General features: G+C 45.3%; 19 protein-coding genes and 1 pseudogene. 11 read left to right on the forward strand and 9 right to left on the reverse strand.

Features of this window, described 5'->3' with window-relative positions; translation table 11 throughout:
• Positions 1-569: 569 nt before the first annotated feature.
• Together aroC and EO93_RS06730 are read right to left on the reverse strand one after the other, a co-directional pair.
• Positions 570-1667, reverse strand: a complete 1098-nt coding sequence (gene aroC, locus EO93_RS06725; protein WP_048161608.1) for a chorismate synthase — start codon at positions 1665-1667, stop codon at positions 570-572.
• A gap of 5 nt (positions 1668-1672) precedes the next feature.
• Positions 1673-2560, reverse strand: a complete 888-nt coding sequence (locus tag EO93_RS06730; RefSeq protein WP_048161610.1) for a cation diffusion facilitator family transporter — start codon at positions 2558-2560, stop codon at positions 1673-1675.
• A gap of 209 nt (positions 2561-2769) precedes the next feature.
• Here EO93_RS06730 and EO93_RS18415 point away from each other — a divergent pair, with 209 nt between their 5' ends.
• Entirely contained in the window at positions 2770-2904 is a 135-nt protein-coding gene (locus EO93_RS18415) for a hypothetical protein (protein ID WP_255350199.1), read from the forward strand.
• On the opposite strand, the gene ribB is transcribed toward EO93_RS18415, so the two are convergent.
• Positions 2893-3636 carry a 3,4-dihydroxy-2-butanone-4-phosphate synthase gene (ribB, locus tag EO93_RS06735; RefSeq protein WP_048161611.1) on the reverse strand — a complete coding sequence of 248 codons (744 nt, stop codon included), beginning with the start codon at positions 3634-3636 and terminating at the stop codon, positions 2893-2895. The genes EO93_RS18415 and ribB overlap by 12 nt on opposite strands.
• A complete protein-coding gene (locus EO93_RS06740) occupies positions 3633-4310 on the reverse strand; it encodes a winged helix-turn-helix domain-containing protein/riboflavin kinase (RefSeq protein WP_048134406.1) in 678 nt (225 codons plus the stop codon). Before EO93_RS06740 ends, ribB begins: the two co-directional genes overlap by 4 nt.
• 647 nt (positions 4311-4957) lie before the next feature.
• Between EO93_RS06740 and EO93_RS06745 the strand changes: the two genes are divergently transcribed.
• The 4 genes from EO93_RS06745 to EO93_RS06760 all read left to right on the forward strand — a co-directional run bounded on the left by EO93_RS06745 (position 4958) and on the right by EO93_RS06760 (position 7734).
• Positions 4958-5593, forward strand: a complete 636-nt coding sequence (locus EO93_RS06745) for an HVO_0476 family zinc finger protein (RefSeq protein ID WP_048134404.1) — start codon at positions 4958-4960, stop codon at positions 5591-5593.
• Entirely contained in the window at positions 5535-6290 is a 756-nt protein-coding gene (locus EO93_RS06750; protein ID WP_048161613.1) for a protein-L-isoaspartate O-methyltransferase, read from the forward strand. Before EO93_RS06745 ends, EO93_RS06750 begins: the two co-directional genes overlap by 59 nt.
• Positions 6291-6438: 148 nt before the next feature.
• Complete coding sequence (locus EO93_RS06755; protein WP_048161615.1) at positions 6439-7155, forward strand: protein-L-isoaspartate O-methyltransferase; 717 nt, start codon at positions 6439-6441, stop codon at positions 7153-7155.
• Between the two features lie 114 nt (positions 7156-7269).
• Positions 7270-7734 (forward strand): bifunctional nuclease family protein, encoded by a 465-nt coding sequence (locus EO93_RS06760; protein WP_048134398.1) that lies wholly within the window; start codon positions 7270-7272, stop codon positions 7732-7734.
• A gap of 95 nt (positions 7735-7829) precedes the next feature.
• On the opposite strand, the gene EO93_RS06765 is transcribed toward EO93_RS06760, so the two are convergent.
• Positions 7830-8081 carry a hypothetical protein gene (locus tag EO93_RS06765; RefSeq protein ID WP_048161617.1) on the reverse strand — a complete coding sequence of 84 codons (252 nt, stop codon included), beginning with the start codon at positions 8079-8081 and terminating at the stop codon, positions 7830-7832.
• A gap of 122 nt (positions 8082-8203) precedes the next feature.
• On the opposite strand from EO93_RS06765, the gene hisF reads away from it, so the two are divergent.
• Complete coding sequence (gene hisF, locus EO93_RS06770) at positions 8204-9025, forward strand: imidazole glycerol phosphate synthase subunit HisF (RefSeq protein WP_048161619.1); 822 nt, start codon at positions 8204-8206, stop codon at positions 9023-9025.
• Between the two features lie 265 nt (positions 9026-9290).
• Entirely contained in the window at positions 9291-9692 is a 402-nt protein-coding gene (locus EO93_RS06775) for a hypothetical protein (protein WP_048141566.1), read from the forward strand.
• Positions 9693-9731: 39 nt separating this feature from the next.
• On the opposite strand, the gene EO93_RS17310 is transcribed toward EO93_RS06775, so the two are convergent.
• Entirely contained in the window at positions 9732-9881 is a 150-nt protein-coding gene (locus tag EO93_RS17310) for a hypothetical protein (protein ID WP_156161250.1), read from the reverse strand.
• 47 nt (positions 9882-9928) lie between these two features.
• Here EO93_RS17310 and EO93_RS06780 point away from each other — a divergent pair, with 47 nt between their 5' ends.
• From EO93_RS06780 to EO93_RS06790, 3 genes are all read left to right on the forward strand, one after another.
• Positions 9929-12550 (forward strand): DUF3656 domain-containing protein, encoded by a 2622-nt coding sequence (locus tag EO93_RS06780; RefSeq protein ID WP_048161621.1) that lies wholly within the window; start codon positions 9929-9931, stop codon positions 12548-12550.
• Between the two features lie 70 nt (positions 12551-12620).
• Positions 12621-13070 (forward strand): nucleoside 2-deoxyribosyltransferase, encoded by a 450-nt coding sequence (locus EO93_RS06785; protein ID WP_048161625.1) that lies wholly within the window; start codon positions 12621-12623, stop codon positions 13068-13070.
• Between the two features lie 149 nt (positions 13071-13219).
• Complete coding sequence (locus EO93_RS06790; protein ID WP_048161630.1) at positions 13220-13477, forward strand: pro-sigmaK processing inhibitor BofA family protein; 258 nt, start codon at positions 13220-13222, stop codon at positions 13475-13477.
• 98 nt (positions 13478-13575) lie between these two features.
• On the opposite strand, the gene EO93_RS06795 is transcribed toward EO93_RS06790, so the two are convergent.
• Positions 13576-14367 carry a class I SAM-dependent methyltransferase gene (locus EO93_RS06795; protein ID WP_235284137.1) on the reverse strand — a complete coding sequence of 264 codons (792 nt, stop codon included), beginning with the start codon at positions 14365-14367 and terminating at the stop codon, positions 13576-13578.
• 16 nt (positions 14368-14383) lie between these two features.
• Positions 14384-15997 (reverse strand): lysine--tRNA ligase, encoded by a 1614-nt coding sequence (gene lysS, locus EO93_RS06800; protein WP_048161632.1) that lies wholly within the window; start codon positions 15995-15997, stop codon positions 14384-14386.
• 205 nt (positions 15998-16202) lie between these two features.
• Here lysS and EO93_RS17315 point away from each other — a divergent pair, with 205 nt between their 5' ends.
• Positions 16203-16361, forward strand: a complete 159-nt coding sequence (locus EO93_RS17315) for a hypothetical protein (RefSeq protein ID WP_156161251.1) — start codon at positions 16203-16205, stop codon at positions 16359-16361.
• A gap of 446 nt (positions 16362-16807) precedes the next feature.
• On the opposite strand, the pseudogene EO93_RS06805 reads toward EO93_RS17315, so the two are convergent.
• A pseudogene (locus tag EO93_RS06805) lies at positions 16808-17324 on the reverse strand ([dimethylamine--corrinoid protein] Co-methyltransferase); the annotation flags it as partial.

Below are 17324 nucleotides of genomic sequence, written 5' to 3' on the forward strand. Positions count from 1 at the left end.
ACACCAGTAAGAAGACTATCAGTGCCCTTATTTTCAAGAAAAATCCCTCACATTTTAACTGAAGCAGGTAAATTAAGAGAAAACTAAAAAATTTAAGTAACGTTTCCCGGAAGGCATGACCAGGCAAGCCTTGAGACCCTCAAAACCGGCATAATCACGCCTCTGGAACGTGGAGTTCAGGCGAAGCTGGAAAATACATTCTAACTCCATAAACTACTTTTAATTAGCTCTATATAAGTTTTCTAGCCAGATCATCAAACTGACAGGCTTCACACAATTTTCGAGTATGTAATCGACCCTCTAATTTATGATAGTTTGAGACTCTGGTCAGAAAACTTATAAGGTAATAGCTACCACAGCTGTTTTCCGCGGATAAAAAAGAATGGTCACCAGTCTTCGGGTATTTACGTCGATATTCAAACCAAAATCTGAAATCCAGGTAACTACATGTCGGATCGTCTGTATTAAGGATTGAAAATTAAAGATAAAAAAGAAGTGATTTGCGGCGGAGAGTGTATATAAATTGGAGTGGATTTTGGGGGAGAGAGGCCGCACTCACTGTATTACCTTTATTCCAACAGGGTTCTGGGATTAATAAAACCACTCCTCAGCATATGGTCGGCAAGCACAAGGGCAACCATGGCTTCGGCAACCGGCACCATGCGCGGAGGAATCGTGGGATCGTGACGCCCTTTGATTGCAATTTCGGCATTTTCATTAGTTGAGAGGTCAACGGTTTGCTGAAGTTTACTTATGGAAGGGGTAGGCTTTACTGCAGCACGGCAGACGATGTCCAGGCCCGATGAGATTCCTCCGAGGATGCCACCTGCGTTGTTGCTCGAACAGGTAATTTTTCCGTCTTCCATGCGGAAGGAATCGTTCATTTCACTTCCGCGCATGCGGGCGGCCTCAAATCCGGCTCCGATTTCAAAGCCTTTGACTGCAGGGATGCTCACAAGGGCTTTTGCAAGGTCTGCATCCAGCCTGTCAAAAACAGGCTCTCCAAGACCTGCAGGCACGCCTTTTGCAATAACCTCGACAATTCCGCCGACGCTATCTCCTTCCTGCCGCAGGGCTGCAACTTTTTCAAGCATTTTTTCGGCAGCCTCGAGATCGGCACAGCGAACAGGGGTTTTTTCCACGTTTTTGAGGATTTCTTCAAAAGACAGAAGGTTTGCCCGGATTCCGCCAAGCTCCAGCACATGCCCGGCAATCCGGATTCCGTAATGGGATAGCAAAAGCTTTGCCAGAGCCCCGCCTGCAACCCTGCCTATTGTTTCCCGCGCTGAAGACCTGCCTCCCCCGCGGTGGTCCCTTATTCCGTAACGGGCCATGTACGTAAAATCGGCATGACCGGGGCGGGGAGTGTCTTTGATAGCATCATAAGAAGAAGACCTGGCATCAGAATTCCAGACCAGCATGGAGATGGGAGTCCCTGTGCTCATGCCTTCGAAAATTCCTGAAAGTATCTCCACCCTGTCAGCCTCGCTTCTGGGAGTGGAAACCTCACTCTGCCCGGGGCGCCGTCTGTCCAGTTCTTTCTGGATATCGGCTTCGGAAAAAGGAAGCCCTGCAGGCAGCCCGTCAACCACTACACCTACAGCCCTGCCGTGGGACTCTCCCCAGGTCGTGATTTGAAACATCTGCCCGAAAACGTTTCCAGCCATGCATCTTAACTGGTTTTTTTGCTATTTGATTCTTGGGGTAAGGCAGGTTCAAGATGCACAACCACATCAGTAACGTCTTTGTACTCAACCTTCAGCATTTTGCTTACCCTGTGAGCGATAAGGTGTGCATCTTCAAGAGGCATGTCAGACCGCACAAGCACATGCATATCTATCCGGATATCGCCCATGCCTCCACGAGTCCGGATCTTGTGGCAGCCGAGCACCCCCTCAATTCCTATAACAAGGTTGCAGATCTCTTCTTCCTCAAGTCGGGACATGTCAAGCAGAACCTTTGAACTCTCTTTCATAATCCTGAACCCGGCCCTGAAGATAAGGAAAGAAATCAGAAGGGCGATTACAGGGTCAAGCAGAGGAAAACCTGACCGTATCGCAATCAGGCTTACTATAACCGAGAAAGAGACATAGATATCACTTTTAGTGTGCATGGAATCTGCAATCAGTACCGAGCTGCTCAAAGCTACCCCTTTCCCGTGTTCGTAGCGAGTGACCATGTAGTTCACACCCATTGTCCCGAGCATAATGATAAAGCTCAGGGCTGTTACCCCGGGAGTGCTCCGTACAAGAAAACGGTCCAGAGCATTTTGGAAGATCTCAAACCCGACAAACAGAAGCAAGACAGCTATAAAAATCGAAGCAACTGTTTCGTACTTCTGGTGGCCGTAAGGATGTTCCCTGTCAGGAGGGCGGGATGCAATAAAAATTCCCACAAGACCCACAATATTGGATACCCCGTCAAAAAGGGAATGATATCCGTCCGCAGTCATGCTTAAGGTGCCGGTTAATTTCCCGTAAATGATTTTAGCAAAAGCTACGGCAAGGTTCAGGAAAAGTACAAGAACAAGAACTTGCTGGACTTTTTTGAACCTATGCATCACCAGATGGCACCCCCAGATGTGAACTGCAAAACACAGGAATACAGAACGACAGAAACAAAAGGTTTAGTATAGCCGGAAGACGCTGTTGTTAGATAGTAACTTACGTTTTATATTATAATATTCTGCTGTCCCGAACTAGCAAACCAGAAAAATGTAAAAAAGAAATCGAAAGTAGAAAAGAAATAGGAAGTAGAAAAGAAATCAAAGTGGAAAAGAAATTAAAAGTGGAAAAGAAATCGGAAGTAGAAAAGAAATCAAAGTGGAAAAGAAATCAAAGTGGAAAAGAAATCAAAGTGGAAAAGAAATCAAAGTGGAAAAGAAAAGGTGTTTTAGCACCCTGAGCCTGCCCACAACATATAGGCTTCAACTATTTCCTGCCCTTCGAGGAAGACAAGCCCGTGTTCTTTGCCATATTCTTTTGATTTTTCTTTTGAAAGGGCTTTCCCACTAACGTCATCCAGCATCTCGCAGACAACCATTGCAGGGGTAATTCCTGCCATTCTGGCGAGGGCAACTGAAAGCTCTGTCTGGCCCATGCGTTCATCGAGAAGCCCTTCGGCAGCCCGGAGGAGAGCCACATGCCCGGGAGTCCGGAACTCGTTTCCAAACCGGACTCCGTTTCCGGAGAGGGAGTTTTCCGTGATTTCCCCGATTTTTCTGATTGTAAGGGCTCTTTCAAGATCAGGGATTCCTGTTCTTGTATCCCTATGGTTGACCCAGATGGAAAAAGAGGAATGTGAATCGTACTTAAGGTCCCCGTCTTTTTCAACAACTTCTCCGAGGGATTCACTTGTTTTGCTGGCTTCCCGGACAATGTCTGCCATAAAAGGCAGCCTGAGCTGTTTTGATGCCACAGGATCTACTGCCACACAGATAAGCCCTCCTGCGTCTTTCCGCATCCACTTAACGTCTGTGTAAGTGACAGCCTTTGCAGGGATCACAAGATCCGTTTCTCCTTCCCTGGAGTCCGAGTCATAGATCTGAATCATTTTTCCGTCACGCAGGGCTTCCAGTGCCCTGTTGATGTTCTCATTACTATACTTCAGGCATTCGCATACTGTACTCTCGCTCATTCCTGTCCCTCCATACCCTGTTTTTTTACCCGTGTCACAATTCTATCTCCGTCTTTCAATTTCAGGGCATCCCTGAGTTTTACCGGTGCAATAATCTCAATTAAATCCGATGGGTAGTGCGTCCTGTCAGGAACGACCACAGCAGCTTCTATGCCCTCTACTTTGAGAGGATAACAATTCCCGCCTCCGAAAGTGCGTTCTCCATCATTAAAACCTTCTATCCGGACTGCGGGCATTTCTAGCAGCCTGTTTCGAAGAGCCGAGCTGTTTTCAGAAAGCTGCACGTTCAGAGTACCCGGGAAAGGTACAAAATGCAGTTTTTCTTCAAATTGCTTCCTGTATCCGGGGATGTTTATATAGTACTGACCTTCACCAAGACCTTTAAGCACATTTCCTTCAAGTTCCAGGGTATCAGGCTCTGAGGAAAAGATCCTGTTGTATTCAACGTATTCGTTCTTTAGGATTTCAATCCCTTTTTCGGTCATTTTTATCAACTGGCCACCGGGGACTATCTTTCTTTCAATTAACCGCTCTTCTTCCATCTGCTTTAGCTTTCTTGCTGCGGTTTTAGAGCTGTCCCCCGTATGCTTGTGAAACTCACTCGAAGAGACCTTAACATTTTTGTTTACTGCCCCTCTGAGGGCAAGTTTCTTCAGGTATTCAATGTCCGGCACTGTCGGCACCCTTATTGCCTTAATTTTGAGATGCGTCTCAATTATGAGATGTAAGACTACGCATTTCATTATAATAAAACTTTTGATATCAGACAGGACGGGAGGATAAAGGAATCAGTATTCCGAATGGTAATATAAAAAGTTTTAGGAACCAACTAAGTAGAATAGAGAGAATTGGAAAACATACCTGCCATGACACAGCAGATCAATATCGAATGCCACTCATGTTCGCCTGAGGAATCACACACTACTGGCATTTCAAGCCTTCTTTCCCATTCGTCGAGCGCCTCTTGAGCCCACCTGTGTACGGCAAATACAAAAAAATCATTAACCGGGCTGGAAAAACCTTGAATCTGGAATAATAACCAGGAAGCTAGAGATGGGCTGATTTCCAGGATAATAGATAGTAATTTCCAGGATAATGGATAGTAATTTCCAGGATAATGGATAGTAAAAGGATAACAACGTTCCAGGCTCAGGGTTTAAATTCAGGAGCCATTTGCTTTTTTACTCTTTTATCTTTATCTCGAATTTATTTTTAATGGGGCTTTTTTATGTCCGAACTTCTCCTACAAGATACCTTCAGAAGAAAACATCACCGGAGAAGTTAAGTATTTAGTATTTTGAATCCATCTACTGATTAGACTATGATAAGAGAAATTGATATTGAGTGCCCCTCCTGTTCCCCGCAAGAGGAAGTTGGACATGAAGTTCTGAAAGAAGGACAGAGCCCGCTTGTCCGCTGTATGAAGTGCGGCCAGGTGCATCCTGCAAAGATTAAAACCCCGAAAAACATCAGCGTGAGGGTCATTGTCAGCAAGATGGATACCTCAAATACCTTCAAAACCGATCTGGATTCCGAGACTGTTCTTGAGGTGGATGACGAGCTGATTGTTGACGATGAAGAGACGGGAATGGTATGCCCTATCCTGATCACCTCCCTTGAAGCAGGAGGAAAACGTGTCAATGCAGGCATTGCAGAAGAAATAGAGACAGTGTGGGGAAGGGCAATTGATGAGATAACTGTAAAATTCTCCGTACAGCAAGGAACTGAAAAAACGGAAGTAATGGAAAAACGCGTTCCCGGAGACTATGAATTTGTAGTGGGAGCAGAGGAGAAAGTTGGAAACACCAGGATTTTCATCACCAAAATCAAGGTCAGAGACGGGCTGTTCAGGTCAAGGAGAGACGACGTTGTACTTGCAAAATATGTAAAACGTATATTTGCCAAAAAGAAAAGAGAAGGATCAATTCAGGGTGGGAGCAGAAGAGGACCGTGGTAAAGAAAACCACATCGAAAAAAAGGGAGTAAGAAAACAGGACGAAGACCAGGAAGAACTGCATAAACTCGAAGAGATGCGAGAGCACCTCATAAGAGGGCTTGAGATCCATGGAACAGGAAGAAAAGTCCTCAAAGCCATGCTCAAGGTCCCAAGGCATATATTTGTCCCGGAATACGCGAAAAAGGGGGCTTACATTGATACGCCTCTGAATATCGGCTTCGGGCAAACTATCTCTGCCCCTCATATGGTTGCCATTATGTGTGATCTCCTTGAGCTTTCGGAAGGGCTAAAGGTCCTGGAAATAGGGGCGGGGTCAGGATATCATGCAGCAGTAATGGGGGAACTTGTAGGGAGGAAGGGGCATGTATACACTGTTGAGCGCATAGAGCCCCTTGTGAATTTTGCAAGGGAGAACCTGAAAAAAGCCGGCTACGAAAACGTTACCGTACTGCTTGAAGACGGATCTGTGGGCTATTCCAGCTATGCTCCTTATGACAGGATAGTTGTAACATGCGCAGCTCCTGACATCCCTGAACCTCTACTGGAGCAATTGAAACCCGGAGGAATAATGGTAATTCCTGTAGGGGAATATGTCCAGGAGCTTATCAGAATTAAAAAAGATAGCGAAGGCAATATACACAAAGAGAAAAGAGGGGGAGTTATTTTCGTGCCTTTGATAGGCAAATACGGGTTTTAAAAGAACCAGGAGTATGACGCAGATAGAAGAAGTTGGAAATCCACGCCTTTTAATCAATAAAATAAAAGTTAGGGATAGGGTATTCAGGTCCAGAAAAGCGACGTTGTGCTTGCAAAACAAGTAAACAAAATTGTCAGAAAGAAGGAGGATGATTTTGGTCAACGCGATTTCCGAAAAGGACTATGGTAAGGATAACAAGAGAAGAACAAAAGAAGAAAAAGAATTCGAAGAGCTTCGCAAGCTCCTTGTAGAAAGGCTTGAAGGTATCGTACTGGAAAAAAATGTGCTCAAGGCCATGCTCCGTGTTCCCAGACACAGGTTTGTTCCGGAATATGAGCAAAGGGCAGCTTATACGGACAGACCTCTAGAAATCAGCCACGGGCAAACAATATCCGCCCCTCATATGGTTGCTATTATGTGTGAAATCCTGGAGCTGTCTGAAGGGCATAAAGTCCTGGAAATTGGGGCAGGTTCCGGATATAATGCTGCAGTGATGGCAGAGCTCATAGGAAAAACCGGACGTATATACACTGTGGAGCGCATAAAACCTCTTGTAAATTTTGCAATGAAGAACCTGGAAGAAACGGGGTACGATAATGTTACAGTATTACTTGAGAATGGATCAATAGGTTATCCCCGGTATGCACCTTATGACAGGATAGTTGTAACATGCGCAGCGCCCTCTATCCCTAAGACTCTGCTGGAACAGTTGAAACCCGGGGGGATAATGGTAATTCCTGTAGGGGATTATTTCCAGGAACTTATCAGGATTAAAAAAGATAGCAATGGCAATATACATAAGAAAAGAAAAGGTGAGGTTACCTTCGTACCTATGCTCGGAAAACATGGTTTCCCAAAAAATTAAGAACTTGATAATTTGGCATTAGAAAAAAATCTGAAGCAAGGCTATAAGCATCTCCTTTAATAAATTAAAAAAAATTAAATAAGGTATTAATATATGTGAAATTAACTACTTGATATGGACATCGATAATTACGAGGATTTTGAAGAAATTCATGTCAAAGATGTCTATATAGTCGATGTTTTCAGTGACCCTACTCCGGTAGTACTGCTTGAGAATTTAAAAGGCGAGATGCTTCCCATATATATTGGGCATCTGGAAGCCCTTTCAATAGGAAACGTGCTTAAAAATATCTCTCCTCCTCGCCCGATGGCTCATGACCTCATGGTTAATATTTTTGACCGTATGGAAATAAAGGTAGAAGGCGTAATGATCGATGATAAAGTGGATAAAGTCTATTATGCCCGCCTCCTGATAAGAAAGGACAATAACATAATGCAATTCGATGCAAGACCAAGTGACTGCATTGCCCTCGCCCTCAGGGTGGGAGCCCCGATCAGAATTAGAAAGAAAGTGCTGGAATGTTCCGAAATAGAGATGTCCAGACTTGAAGGCGCACGTGTGATGAATATTTTTGGCTGAATCAGCAGAGTTGCGGCTCTGCAGTGCGCTGTCCTTTTCGCTCGCTTCGCTCGCTCAAGAGGACTACTTGATGGGTTTTGGCATTTCACATCTGTTTATTCTGCTTTTTTGCAGGGCCTCCAGACCGGCTGGTGGAGGTGCTGATGTTTACTTGAATTAAAAACGGTTTCTGAGGTAAAGGAAAGTGATCTCTCAGTCCGGGGGCTTTTATCCAATGTATTTTCATCTCTCTTAATCGTGTTGTCGGTTTTTAGGTCGCTTATTATCTGGTTGGCAGGTCGGCCCAGGTTCTTGCGGCGCAGGGAGAGAAAACGGAAGATCTTCTCCCGGACTCTGGAATATATCAACCAGTTAATTAGGGACCACCAGATTATTCCATCTCTACTTATTCTGACAGCCTGCTGCCCTCAGGACTTCTACCGCTTAATTTCAATAAGCTTTTAATAACAGTTAACTTCAATATCCCTTGATGCTCACCAAAAGAATCATACCATGCCTTGATGTGACCCTTGATAGGGCAGGCGGCTGTGTAGTCAAGGGTGTGGAGTTTGTGGACCTGAAAGAGGCCGGAGACCCTGTGGAACTCGCCAAGCGCTATAATGAAGACGGCGCAGACGAACTTGTTTTCCTGGATATCACAGCTTCAGCTCACGGCAGGGGAACCATGATCGATGTGATCGAAAGGACCGCAGATGAGGTTTTTATCCCTCTCACAGTTGGAGGCGGGATCAGTTCAATAAACGCTATCCGCCAGATCCTGAGGGCAGGCGCTGATAAGGTTTCGGTCAACACCTCGGCAATAAAAAACCCTGATTTTATAAAAGAGTCCTCTGACATATTCGGAGCCCAGTGTATTGTTACTGCGATTGACTGCAGGCGAAATACAGACATAAAGAACAATCCCGGCAAAACCATACTGGAACTTGAAGATGGGACCCCCGCCTGGTATGAAGTGGTAATTTACGGAGGCAGGGAAACTACGGGGATTGATGCCGTGCAGTGGGCAAGAAGAGCAGAAGAACTGGGTTCAGGAGAAATCCTGCTTACAAGTATGGACCGGGATGGGACCTGCGCTGGCTACGATATCCCCATTACAAGAAAGCTCTCCGAAGAACTGGATGTCCCAATCATCGCCTCTGGCGGAGTTGGAAACCCACAGCATATCTATGAAGGGTTTTCCAAAGGAAAAGCCGATGCAGCCCTTGCAGCAAGCATTTTCCACTTCAGTGAATATTCAATACGAGAAGTAAAAGAGTACCTGAGAGAGCGGGAAATCCCTGTAAGGCTCTGAATGCTGGAAAAAATTGAGGATGATGCCCTTCAGAAGAGCCTGGCATCCATAATCCTTAATTTTCAAGGGATCTATTTTTCCAGGAGATTTATTTTCCAGGGCTTTACTTCACCCAGAGCATTACGGCATCAGGAGCTTCGATTACCTCAGCGATTCTTCCTTCTATAATATATTTACTTCCAGATATTTTGAGATACTTTTTTATTTATTAGAGGCAATCTCTTATCTGGAATTTTTATCTGAATTCTTATCGGGGTAATCGAAGATGTCAGAAACAGAAACTATGGAAACTCTTGAAGGGTTGCAGTTGAAGATCCTGAACAACACCGGTGAGGACTTTGTGCTTCAGGCTCAGAAAATTGAGAAGGGGAAGTACAAAAAAGGCCATTTTGCTCCAGAAAAAATCGGGTCTTATGAAGAAAAGATCTTTGAGCTTATTGCATGCGATGGAAGCTGTGAGGGTGGAGCGGATATTGAAGGCTGGATTAAATACGGGATAGGATGCTCAGAGGGATACTTCAAGGTACACTTCAAGCACATGGGAAAGGAAGACAAAGTCAACTATTCCTGCGAATCCCACATGCATGATGGAAAAATACTCTGCGAAACCTCAAAAGATAAGAAAAACAACAGGATTATGACCTGGATAATTGGGCCAAAAGCATAACCCGGAAAAACATTATATCGGGTTTTGTCCGTTAGCTCTTTAATAATCTACTCCCCCTTTTATTATTTTTACAACAGTATTACCGATTGGTTTTAAGGTATTTTTAAGAGGAATTGCTTCCTGAGCAGTTATCAGCTTGCAGGAAGGAATATTTCCGCACTTTTTGATTTTCAGTTTTATGTTCTCCAAAAAGGATGCCAAAGCTTAATTAAGAGCATACTCTGTAATCCCATTTGATGAAGCCTGCGAAACCTGAACTGCTGGCACCGGCCGGCGGCATGGAAGCCCTTACGGCAGCTGTAGAAAACGGAGCTGATGCTGCATACATAGGAGCCAGGGCTTTTAGCGCCCGGGGATATGCATCTAATTTTTCAGAAGAAGAGCTTGAAAAAGCTATTGATTATGCCCATCTAAGGGGCGTAAAAATATACGTAACCGTAAACACCCTGCTCAAGGAAGGGGAAATGGAAAGTGCTCTTATACTGCTTTCCCGCCTGAGAGAAATGGGAACAGATGCAATCATCATTCAGGATCTTGGACTTATTTCCCTTTCCCGGAAATACCTGCCTGACCTTCCCCTGCATGCAAGCACGCAGATGACTTTGCACAACAGTGAAGGGGTTGCTTTTGTAAAGGAGCTGGGAATCGAAAGAGTTGTACTCTCACGGGAAGTTTCACTTGAAGATATAAATAAGATAAAAGAAAAAAATGATGTAGAGATAGAGGTTTTCGTACATGGAGCCCTCTGCATATCCTATTCAGGCCAGTGCCTTCTGAGCAGTCTTATAGGGGGAAGAAGCGGAAACCGGGGATACTGCGCCCAGCCGTGCCGCAAAAAGTACAGGCTGTACTGTGCAGGAAAGCAGGTTAAAACCAGTGGCAGTTATCTTTTAAGCCCTAAGGACCTTAACACAACCTCAGGCCTTGGAGCCCTTATAGAAGCCGGGATCGAGTCTTTCAAAATTGAGGGCAGGATGAAAAGGCCGGAGTATGTCGCAGGAGTTGTCAGGATCTACCACCGCCTGATTGACAGGTACCTGAAAAACCCTGCCGGTTATTCGGTTTCCGAAGAGGAGCAGGAGACCCTTACCCAGCTATTTAACCGCGGCTTTACTTCAGGCTACTTTTTTGGAAACCCGCGTGAAAAACTTATGAGCCGGGAAAACCCCCACAACCGCGGGATTCCCGCAGGCACGGTTGTCAGCTATGACACGCGCACAAAGCGTATTCGCATAAAACTTTCAAACTCCCTCCGCCTGGGAGACGGGATAATGGTCGAAAATGCCGAGACCAGGCCTGAAGATAAAGGAAAAATCATATCCTCGATGTATACTGAAAGGGGCCCTGTATACAATGCGGGGAAAGGAGAAGTCATAGAGATCTCCTTTGATTCAAGGGCGCCATCAGGAAGCACGGTTTACAGGACACATGACAAGAAACTCATGGATTCCCTTAAAAAAGAAAGCGAATTCGGAGCCCTGAGGCCTAAGATCCCCTTACTTATCACAGCAACCATTGCCCCGGGAAAACCTGCCAGGCTCGAAATAAAGGACAGCGATTCAAATGTAGTGGCAGTTGAATCCGAATATCTGGTCGAGAAGGCAGAAAAGGTGCCAACCTCAAAAGCCCAGATAGAAAAACAGCTCACCAAGCTTGGAAATACTCTTTTTGAGGCAGCCGAACTTAATGTGAATGTAGAAGAGGATATTTTTATTCCCGTTGGGCAACTGAACGACTTGAGGACAAAAGCGGTCTTGCAGCTTGAAAACCTGCGCGTATCAAAGTGGAAGCGGGCGCCTCTAGAAAATCTGCAGTTCCCTGTATTTGGAGAAAAAAAGGCAACGGAAATAGAGGAAATAGAGGAAAACGGGAAACCAGAGGAAACAGAGAAAATAGGGGAAACACGGGAGATAGAGGAAATAAAAACCCAAAAACTTCCGGGAAAGCCCTTGCTTTCAGTTTCCGTGTATTCCTCTGAAGGGCTTGAAGGAGCTCTTGCAGGCGGAGCAGACTGTGTTTACTTCGGAGAGGGACTTTATAGAAGGCCGAAAGCAGCCGGAAAAGAGAAAAACTCCGACGGAGAGGAGGCTTCCGGCAGGAGTCTTGAATCTATTTTTGAAAGCGCTGTTCTGAAAGCCAGAGCTGCAGGCAGTAAAATCTATTTTAATACTCCTAAAATAGTGAAGGACTACGAGATGAAACCGGTGGAAGAACTTCTCTCCCATGTGGAAAAGTTCGGAGCTGACGGGGTCCTTGTTTCAAACCTCGGGACGTTTAACCTCGCAAAAGAAAAAAAGGTTCCGTGTATTGCAGACAGTCCCATGAATATCTATAACGGCTATACCTTTGCCCTTCTTTTGCAGAAAGGAGCAGAAATGGCTGTAATTTCTCCCGAATTAACGCTTGACGAGCTCAAAGAAGTAGCTGCTTACGGACCTGCCGAATGCATTATCCACGGCCGCCTCGAACTGATGGAATCCGAACACTGCCTTGCAGGAGGGCTGCTCGGGAAAGATGGAAATCAGTGCAGCGCACCCTGTACCTCAGGGAACTTTAAGCTGGTAGATGAAAAGAATTACGAATTTCCCCTGCTCATGGACTACCAGTGCAGGACTCACCTCCTAAACTCAAGGTCCCTCTGCATGCTGGAATATGTCCCGGTACTTATCGAAAGTGGTGTTTCAAGCCTGAGAATCGAGACTCTCGGAATGGACAATCCAGAAGAAATCAGGAGAATTACAGGGAAATACAGGAAAGCAATTGACGCATTTTGTGAGACCGGAGAGAGGGCAAAGGAAAAATGTGAGGATCTCGGGAAAGGTTTTACCACAGGGCATTACTTCAGAGGCGTACAGTAAGAGAACCGAAACAGAAAAAACAGACAAAAAGAGCGGCAAGAGATAGAAGAGAAAAAAGGATGATCGGATAATGGAAAAGAAGAACATTGCAAAACAAGAGAATCCGAAGATTTTCCTGTCAGGCTCGATCCGGGGAGGAAGACAGCTTCTTGAGACATACCGGTTTATGTACGACGCCCTCGAAGAAGCAGGAGCGGAAGTACTCACCTGGCATGTTGCAGACCCCGAGCTGGAAGAAAACGAATCAAAAATGACTGAACAGGAAATATATGCCAGAGATATTGGTTTGCTTGCAAAAAGTGATGCGCTGATTGCAGAAGTGACAGTACCGTCCATGGGTGTAGGCTATGAAATATGCAGGGCGCTTCTCCGGAAAATTCCTGTACTCTGCCTGCACAGGTCCGATGCGGCAGTCTCTTCAATGGTGCTCGGGAATCCTGAGCCTTCACTGGAGGTACAGACTTATTCAAACGAGGCAGCACTTAATGAAATTATTATTAAATTTGTCCGGGCTCTCTAAGGAAAAATGCCGTAAAATAGTGTTCCGTCCTCAAATAAAAAAAATAAGAGGCCATTTTCGAGTATATCTGACACAAATATCCAAAAAGACACAACTGGTTCATAAAACCCAATGATAAATATAAATAATTTGAACTCTATGTATAATCTATGGTAGTTGGAGTTCCCGAAATATCAGTATTAATTCTGGCAGCTGTAGTGGCATTTGTGCTGTACAAAGTCCTCAAGACTGCCACCGGCCTTGCAATAAATGCAGCACTTGGGATCTTAACCCTGATCGTAGCAAAGTTTTTGTTAGGACTTGAAATCGCAATCACCTGGGTAGCAGTCCTGATCTGCGCAATCGGAGGAATTTTCGGAGCCCTTGTAATAATCGTGCTTAATTACCTGAAGTTAGCTTTTGTATGAAAAAATAAAATATTCAGGTTGTTTTTAAAGTTGTATAGAGGGTCTAAAACGGCAAAAAACAGATGAGTAGGAAGATTCAGAAAAAATCTGAATTAAATTCAAAGTTTCCGGAAAACTCCCCTGACCATGTGCCGTTGATAAGATTCCCCTCTAAAAGTTTTCTCTTTTATTACATTTTCCAGTTCAAGAACTTCAAACCCGCAAAAAAGTTCCTTTACTTCTTCTTCAGTAAAATAATGATAAATTATCCCATTTTGCCGGGCAAAAGTTTTTTCTTCAAATGGGCTTGAAGGCTCCCCTCCGCAGCGCATATCTTCACAGCCGAAAGCCTCGAAAAAAATAAAACCGCCACAGCAGAGAAGGCGGGAGAATTCCCTGACAGCAGCTTCCCGCTCTTCTTTAAAAAGATGCTGGAGCACCCCGTAACAGAGAATTCCGTCAAATGACCCGGATTTGAAAGGAAGGGCATGCACACTTGCCCCAAGATGTTCTGCAAACCTGCCGCTTCTTGCAAGCTGTGAGCGGGAACTTCCAAGGGCAGTTAAAGAGATATCAGCTCCAATAGCGGTGTAGTGCCTTGAAAGCTCCCCAAGGTACCTTCCGTTCCCTGAGCCTGCATCCAGAACTCTCACTTCTGGCGCAAGATAAGCCTGCAAACTCCGAATAGACGCAGGGCCCCCCCATTTGAGATGGGCGTATTCTTTATCCCAGGCAAGGAAGTGCTCTTTTGAAGAATCTGTTTTTGAAGAACCTGTTTTTGAAGAGCCTTCTTTTGAAGAGCCAGCAGGTTTTTTCCCCGGTACATCAAGATCCTTTATTTCTGCCGCGCCAGTTATCTCTGTGTCCTTGATGTCCATATCCATTATAACCTGCCCGTTATCTGTTTTCATATTTATCGGTCATTATTCAACTGCGCCTTTCAGGGCTGTATGTTGAAGCTTCCCTGAACCGCTTTATAAGGAATTCCTTCTCAAAAGAGGATAAGAACCAGCCGGCTTTCGGACCCGAGTTCTGCCCGAGAATTGAGGTGTAAATCGCTTTGAAAAGGTCTTTAGGGTCTACCTGCGGGACCGGTTCATTTAACTTTTCTGCGATCAGCCCATTCAGTTCAGAACCTTCATCTTTTGCGGAATAGACCAGCATATGGTATTCCTCTCCGCTGATTGTCTCTCTCGTTTCGATAAGGTCGGCAAAAGCCCCAAGGAAAGATTTCTGGATTTCCGAAAGGGTTGCTGTCTGCACAGGCACCTTTTCTTTTACGCTAAATTTCGCAAACGGAGGGGCATAGAGTTCAAGCCATTTTGAGACATTATCCACAAGTTCCCTGATACACTTTTCATCTTCAATTGAAAAGCCCGAACGCTTTACGATCTTCAGCACCTGCTCGAAATCTCCCCGGGCGACCTGATAGATTGTCACCATCTGCTTGAAAGGAATTTCCGGATGGCAGATACCTGTTGCCCGGGAGAGTTCGTAAATCTTCTTTTCAAAGTCCCCGAGGGAGGGATCATTTTCCCGGAATTTTTCCCTGAGCCGCTCGTATTCGTCCACCATGGTAAGGAGAGGCTGCCCGGGATCGAACTTGATATGTTTTTCAGGTTTTGTACGGATGATAAGGTAGCGAAGGACTTCCGGAGGCACCACCTCAAGCATATCCGAAATCGAGACAACCACTCCCGTAGAAGAAGACATTGCTCCCTGCTTTCCAAGCATTATCCACTCGTAGACTATAGGGTAGGGCGGCTCGTGCCCGTAGATTTCCCTTGCAATTCGCTTTCCGGTATCATAGGAGCCACCCCTTGAGGCGTGGTCTTTTCCGAATGGTTCCACAGTTACCCCAAGAACAGCCCAGCGGGCAGGCCAGTCCACTCTCCAGGTAAGCTTTCCCCCTCCTGCCATCGGCACCGTCCCGGAGTGCCCGCAGGCACAGACATAGTCCACAGTTTCGGCTTCCAGGTCAAAACCCGTAACCTTCGTGGTCGTGATTTTACCACATTCGTTACAGCGGGGGTTGAAAGGGCTCCATTCCTCTGCAACTGTTTTTCCCGAAACCTCTTCAAGGATTTTTGCAATTTCATTCCTTTTCACAAGAGCGGACTTTATCGCTTCGGTATACATTCCTGCCCTGTACATTTCGTCTGCCCTGTAAACCTCGGGGTTGATGCCAAGGCGTCTCAGGGCTTCAAGGAAAGGTTTCAGGAAATGCTCGGCATAATTTGCACATTCCCCGCATGGGCAGGGAACCTCGGAAATGGGTTTACCCACATGCTCGGCATAACTTTCAGGAAGGAAAGGGTAAACCTTGCGCAGAGGGTCGTAGTTATCGGCAATGTAGATTAAACGAGCATCTGCCCCTCTGTCAAGGAGTGCCCTGTAAGCAGCATCAGCAGTCACGACCTCCCTCATATTGCCTATATGGATATGTCCGGAAGGAGTGATTCCTGTGGCAACAAGGTGCTTGCCACTCTTATTTAACACGTCTTCGGCTATGAAGTCCGCCCAGTGAATTGTGTCAGCCATGGTTCTCACCAGAATGTAAGATAAACCGTAGAATCAGGTATGAAAACAAGAAATGAGGATCTGTTCATGCATTTACCTGCAGGTTTGGATTTCCTGCATAATTATCGTATCAACGGATAAACTTTGGGCTGGCAATAAAAATCCCTGAAGGCACTCGAGAGATTTCCGTATCAGGGCGCAGGGAATCAAAAAAAGGAAAACCGAAATGGATGGAAGAAAGAAAAAGAGAAGGGATGAAGAAAGAAAGAATCAACTCAGGGAGACAAAAAAGGAAAAAAAGAATGGAGGTTCAAAGGCAAATTATTTCAGGAGTCTACCGAATTATGGAGATTTAAAATGGCACTTTTTTAAGCAAATCAAGTAAATTTGATTTGCTAATAAATAAAAGCACGTATAAATATATAAATATATCGTATCAAGCAGATTACATTACAAAAAAATAAAAATTACAGAACAACCTGACTGAAAACAACCGGAAAGGAAGTCCGGAATTTAAACAATTGTACCCTGAAAGAAAAACTGCAGATCGGAAAACCGAAGAAAAATGACTGCATAAAATAAAAAAGAATAATCGACAATAGAAAAATTAAGAATTGAATGAAAGAAAAACAGGGATTTGAATAAAATTCCAAAAAATAAAATGGAAAAGACGGAAGGGATATATCCCCGGAACACGGGTCAGGAAGGAATCTTCCAGAGCGGTTTCCCGGAGATATTGAAGCATTTTGACGGCTTTTAGCGTTTTTTTGCTTTCTCCCGTTTTTCCATTGCATGGAGGAAGGTACAGGCCGGAGCCTGAACCAGTCCATCTTAAGCAATCTGTTTTCTGAAGAGATCGCAGGAGTTGATCTTGACGTCGAGAAGCTTCTCGATGTTCATCTTTGCTGCAATGCCTTTGGCTGCGCCAGGCACGGAGGTAATGACACCGATGTCAAGCTCTTCACGGAGTTCACGCATGACGTGCTCGTCTGAGAGGTCCATGGTGCTGACTCCGAGCTTCTTTGCGACGTACTCCTTGGCTTCTCCGATCCTCATGTTCTTTGAGAATTCCATCCTTGCGACAAGGTCGCCTGCGGCCCTGATCCCGGTCATACCGGAAGCCATAATGTGGGAAATCGGCATACCCATTGGGTCGCCGACTCCGATCTATATGCCGTCGACGCCGGCAATTTCGACCATTGCCTTGCTTGCCCTTGTAACGGCATCGATTGGAGGAGTCTCAAGCATTGGAATTCCGCCGACACCCATACCCATGTCAACGTGACAGGGGATAGTGGAAACTGCAACAGCTGCCTTCATGAAGGTGACAGCCCTTGCAAGGTTCCAG

The organism is Methanosarcina sp. 1.H.A.2.2 (assembly GCF_000979975.1).
Taxonomy (GTDB): Archaea; Halobacteriota; Methanosarcinia; order Methanosarcinales; family Methanosarcinaceae; genus Methanosarcina.

Coding starts and splice junctions, on each gene's coding strand:
- lysS (WP_048161632.1), bottom strand. CDS start 15,997: ATGGCTGACACAATTCACTGGGCGGACTTCATAGCCGAAGACGTGTTA.
- EO93_RS06730 (WP_048161610.1), bottom strand. CDS start 2,560: ATGCATAGGTTCAAAAAAGTCCAGCAAGTTCTTGTTCTTGTACTTTTC.
- EO93_RS06745 (WP_048134404.1), top strand. CDS start 4,958: ATGATAAGAGAAATTGATATTGAGTGCCCCTCCTGTTCCCCGCAAGAG.
- EO93_RS06760 (WP_048134398.1), top strand. CDS start 7,270: ATGGACATCGATAATTACGAGGATTTTGAAGAAATTCATGTCAAAGAT.
- EO93_RS17315 (WP_156161251.1), top strand. CDS start 16,203: ATGGATGGAAGAAAGAAAAAGAGAAGGGATGAAGAAAGAAAGAATCAA.
- EO93_RS06775 (WP_048141566.1), top strand. CDS start 9,291: ATGTCAGAAACAGAAACTATGGAAACTCTTGAAGGGTTGCAGTTGAAG.
- EO93_RS06780 (WP_048161621.1), top strand. CDS start 9,929: ATGAAGCCTGCGAAACCTGAACTGCTGGCACCGGCCGGCGGCATGGAA.
- aroC (WP_048161608.1), bottom strand. CDS start 1,667: ATGGCTGGAAACGTTTTCGGGCAGATGTTTCAAATCACGACCTGGGGA.
- EO93_RS06785 (WP_048161625.1), top strand. CDS start 12,621: ATGGAAAAGAAGAACATTGCAAAACAAGAGAATCCGAAGATTTTCCTG.
- ribB (WP_048161611.1), bottom strand. CDS start 3,636: ATGAGCGAGAGTACAGTATGCGAATGCCTGAAGTATAGTAATGAGAAC.
- EO93_RS06790 (WP_048161630.1), top strand. CDS start 13,220: ATGGTAGTTGGAGTTCCCGAAATATCAGTATTAATTCTGGCAGCTGTA.
- EO93_RS06755 (WP_048161615.1), top strand. CDS start 6,439: ATGATTTTGGTCAACGCGATTTCCGAAAAGGACTATGGTAAGGATAAC.
- EO93_RS06795 (WP_235284137.1), bottom strand. CDS start 14,367: ATGAAAACAGATAACGGGCAGGTTATAATGGATATGGACATCAAGGAC.
- hisF (WP_048161619.1), top strand. CDS start 8,204: ATGCTCACCAAAAGAATCATACCATGCCTTGATGTGACCCTTGATAGG.